The organism is Corallococcus exercitus (assembly GCF_003611585.1).
Taxonomy (GTDB): Bacteria; Myxococcota; Myxococcia; order Myxococcales; family Myxococcaceae; genus Corallococcus; species Corallococcus exercitus.
This window is the reverse complement of record NZ_RAVW01000619.1, coordinates 1-3977: the sequence shown is the minus strand read 5'-3', so window position 1 is coordinate 3977 and position 3977 is coordinate 1. Positions and strand designations below refer to the sequence as shown.

The 3977-nt window shown below is 71.9% G+C and carries 4 protein-coding genes; 3 read left to right on the top strand and 1 reads right to left on the bottom strand.

Features of this window, described 5'->3' with window-relative positions; all coding sequences use genetic code 11:
* Positions 1–306: 306 nt before the first annotated feature.
* The 3 genes from D7W79_RS39730 (at position 307) to dusA (ending at position 2993) form a co-directional block, all read left to right on the top strand.
* The gene (locus D7W79_RS39730; RefSeq protein WP_158617167.1) at positions 307–1278 is read left to right on the top strand and encodes a squalene/phytoene synthase family protein; all 972 of its coding nucleotides are present in this window, start codon (positions 307–309) and stop codon (positions 1276–1278) included.
* Positions 1279–1362: 84 nt separating this feature from the next.
* The gene (locus tag D7W79_RS39725; RefSeq protein WP_120530414.1) at positions 1363–1896 is read left to right on the top strand and encodes a hypothetical protein; all 534 of its coding nucleotides are present in this window, start codon (positions 1363–1365) and stop codon (positions 1894–1896) included.
* Positions 1897–1991: 95 nt separating this feature from the next.
* Positions 1992–2993: a tRNA dihydrouridine(20/20a) synthase DusA gene (gene dusA, locus D7W79_RS39720; protein WP_120530413.1), complete on the top strand. Its 1002-nt coding sequence runs from the start codon at positions 1992–1994 to the stop codon at positions 2991–2993.
* Positions 2994–3006: 13 nt separating this feature from the next.
* Here the strand turns inward: dusA and D7W79_RS39715 are convergent.
* Positions 3007–3977: ribonuclease T2 family protein (locus D7W79_RS39715; protein WP_208729966.1), on the bottom strand; the 971-nt coding region annotated here is incomplete at its 5' end.

Genomic DNA, 3977 nt, shown 5'->3' with positions numbered 1-3977 from the left:
AAAATTCTGTGGTTTATGTTGGAATGTTTTTTTTTTTTTCAAGCAGAAGACGGCATACGAGGTCTGCGCATGTCTCGTGGGCTCGGAGAGGTGTATAAGAGACAGGCCCGTGCACCGGAAATTCCCCCGGTGCGCGGGCCGCTGGCGCGCTCCGGGTCCGGGCCTGAGCGCGGGAATCCGGGAGAGCGCTGTCCGCTACGGGACCCGCGTGCCGGGCGCGCACGTTCTCGCGTGTGTCGGTGGGTGGCTTGTGGCAGTGAGGGCCCCCGGGCGGCAACGTCGCGCCCGTGCCCGGAGGACGGTTCCTTGAGTGACGCTCCCACCGCGACGGCCCTGCCGTTCCGGGATGAAGAGCTGGCGGACTTCCTTGAGCGGACCAGCCGCACGTTCGCGCTCGCCATCCCGCTGCTCGACGAGCCGCTGCGCCGCGAGGTGGGCCTGGGCTACCTGCTGCTGCGCGTCGCCGACACGCTGGAGGACGCCGCCCCCTGGACGCGCGACGAGCGGCGCCAGGCACTGGCCGCCTTCGCGTCCCTGCTCCAGGAGACCCCGGGCGTGGACGCCGAGGCGCTGTCGCGCGAGTGGCTGTCGCGCCGTCCCAGCGAGAACGCGGGCTACCTGGACCTGCTCGCGAGCACCCCCACGCTGCTGGCCAGCCTGGACGCGCTGCGCCCGGAGGCCGGCGCCATCCTGCGCCACTTCGTGCTGAAGACGGTGCAGGGCATGGGACAGGTGCTGGCCGGCGCCTCCGAGAACGGGCTGTTGCAACTGGAGTCACTCCAGTCGCTGCGTGACTATTGCTACATCGTGGCGGGACTGGTGGGCGAGCTGCTCACGGACCTGTTCGTCCTGGATCCACGCCTCGCGCCGTACGCGCCGAACCTGCGCTCGCTGGCCCCGCTGTTCGGAGAGGGGCTCCAGCTGGTCAACATCCTCAAGGACGCGCGGCAGGACCGGAGGGAGGGCCGCGTGTGGCTGCCGGCGGGCGTCCAGCTCCAGGACGTGGAGCGGCTCGCGGGCGAGGACCTGATCGCGGCCGCGCGCTACGTGCGGGCCCTGCACCTGGCCGGGGCGCCCCGGGACGTGCTCGCCTTCACCACGCTGCCGCTCCTGCTGGCGCAGGCCACGCTGGAATTGCTGGTGCGCGACGGCGCGGGCGCCAAGGTGTCGCGCGCGGTGGTGTCCGCCCAGCTGGACACGCTCCAGGCCGCGCTCTCGCGGGGCACGCTCCCCGAGGCCGTGGAGGCGCTCGCCGGGCCCGTGCCGGGCGGCCCCTGAAAAGCGTTGGCCGGGAAGCAACTCCTGGGCGCTGGTGCCGGATAATTCCGGTGCAGGTGTTCCCCCTCTGGAGTGGTGTCCCTCATGAACTGCGCCCGCTCGGCCCCGGCGGTCATCGTCTATTTTCCCGCGCGTTCCGAGGCGGCGCCCCCGCGGGTGCACCGCCGCGTGGCCCGGCTTGAGCGGCAGGGAGGTGGGGGACTGCCGTTCGCCGCCACGCGTCAGCGGGGGCTGTGGACGTTCCAGACGCCGGAGGGGCCGGAGCGGTGGCTGCCCGGCCGGGTGCGGGGGCAGGCCCGGATGCAGGCGTTCCTGGTGGAGGTGCTGGGCTTCGGCGCGCTCATCCAGGCGTATGACGTGGCGGCGGACACGCGCAGCGACTCGCTGCCCGGGCACCCGGACTTCGCGAAGAACTTCGACCTGTTCCTGCACCACTATGCCGGCGCGCTGCTCAAGCACGCCGCGCCGGAGGTGGCCTTCGGCCGCGCGCTGGGGCAGGTGGTGATGCTCAACGGCCAGCAGTGGGCCGGGCTGGGCTTCACGCTGACGGACGCCGGCCAGCGGTTGGTGGACGCGTGGCTCGCGGAGCAGGGCGTGGTGCTGGCGCCTCCGGCCTGAAGCAGGGCCCGTCGGAGCTCGGTCGTCCGCCTGCCTCCAGAGGGGGCCTCGGGAGACCCTGGGCGGACGGCGGGAGTCCGGATATGGGTAGGGCGATGACTGCCCTGGCCTACCCCATGCCGCTGTGTGTCGCGCCGATGATGGACTGGACGGACCGGCACTGCCGGTACTTCTTCCGGCTCATCTCCCGCCACACGCTGCTCTACACGGAGATGGTGACCACGGGCGCGGTGCTCCACGGCAAGCGCGACCGCCTGCTGGGCTTCACGCCCGCCGAGCACCCGGTGGCCCTCCAGCTGGGCGGCTCGGAGCCCGCGGACCTGGCCGCCTCCGCGCGCATCGGCGAGGAGTGGGGCTACGACGAGATCAACCTCAACGTGGGCTGCCCCAGCGACCGCGTGCAGTCCGGCCGCTTCGGCGCGTGCCTGATGGCGGAGCCGGACCTGGTGGCGCGCGGGGTCGCCGCCATGCGTGAAGCGGTGCGCATCCCGGTGACGGTGAAGTCGCGCATCGCCATCGACGACATGGAGGAGTGGCCCACGCTGGAGGACTTCGTGCGGCGCGTCTCCGCGGCGGGCTGCACGCGCTTCATCGTGCACGCGCGCAAGGCGTGGCTGCAGGGCCTCTCCCCCAAGGAGAACCGGGACGTGCCGCCCCTGCGCTACGAACTGGTGCACCGGCTCAAGGCCGAGTACCCGCACCTGGACATCACCCTCAACGGCGGCATCAAGACGCTGGACGCGGCCGCGGAGCACCTGGGCCGCGTGGACGGCGTGATGATGGGCCGCGCGCCCTACGAGTCCCCGTACCTCCTGGCGGAGGCGGACCGGCGCTTCTTCGGAAGCACGCAGGCGCCCCTCACGCGGCACGAGGTGGTGGACGCGATGCTGCCGTACATCGAGACGCAGCTGAGCCAGGGAGCGCCGCTGGGCGCCATCACCCGGCACATGCTGGGCCTCTTCCAGGGCCTGCCCGGCGCGCGCGCCTGGCGCCGGCACCTGAGCGAGAACGCCCACAAGGAAGGCGCGAGCCCGGAGGTCGTGCGCGTGGCCGCCGCGAAGGTGCCGCGCGACGCCGACCTCCAGGCCGTGGCCTGATACCGGGCCGGCCTCAGCGCTTGGGCACGGTGGTGCAGCACCCGGAGCGCGCGCAGCGGACCCAGCCCTGGCCCTGGCAGAGCTGATCATTCGTGCACGCGGGGCCCTGGCCCGGCTGCCCGCAGGTGGAGGACGGTCCGCCTCCGCCCCCACCGCCGTTGAAGGGCTTCGCGGCTTGAATCTTCACGGTGGGGCAGTGGGGCTGGGAGGCACTGCCCACGCAGCTGTTGGAGGCGCCGCTGGTCACGTTCTTCGGGCACGGCATGCGCGCCGCGGGGCGCCGCTGCTCATCCACCGAGAAGCAGACGCCCACCTCCGTGAGATTGCAGTCCGGGTCGCAGCTCAAGGCAACGCTGTCGTCCTGGCCGAACGACGCGCGCAGGTCCTCCAGCGCCACCTCTCCGCCGACGCTGTCCCCCAGCGCGGCCGGTGTCCCCTGGTCGCCCGGCAATGAAAGCAGCGCGTCGATGGTGCTCTGGAAATAGGTCCGGGAATCCATCCCCGTGCAGCTGCCGTGCTTGGGCCATTCATGGTTCGCGAGGAAGAAGTTGTCCGTGATGAAGCCCGGGCCGTAGGTGCCCATGGCGTGCGGAATCGTGGCGGGGTCGGGGAAGCACCGCGAGGGGGCATTGGCGCCCTGGCATTCGCAGAGCCCGCCGCAGAACGCCGGGTAGGTGCAGTGCTGCGCTTGCGCCTCCGCGTCGGTGAACTGGGGCCACAGCCCATGGAGCGTGAGGTGCGTCGCGCCGAAGGTGCCCTCCAGGTGCTCGCACTCCTCCTTGTCTGGATGGGTGCGGCAGAAGGTGGGCGCCCACGTCAGCGCGAGCAGGTACGTGCCGAAGCGGGGCGTGGCGCACGCGCCGCCTTCCTTCACCTCCTTCGACGCCGGGTCCGCGCTGAAGCAGTTGCAGGCGGTGGCCTGGGGCCGGCCGAACTCGAACTCGATGGCGTCCGGCTTCGCCAGGTGCAGCGGCCGGGCGGTGG

What these genes read in the sequence shown, in the direction of transcription:
- dusA (WP_120530413.1), top strand. Translation starts at nt 1,992, where the DNA reads ATGACTGCCCTGGCCTACCCCATGCCGCTGTGTGTCGCGCCGATGATG.
- D7W79_RS39725 (WP_120530414.1), top strand. Translation starts at nt 1,363, where the DNA reads ATGAACTGCGCCCGCTCGGCCCCGGCGGTCATCGTCTATTTTCCCGCG.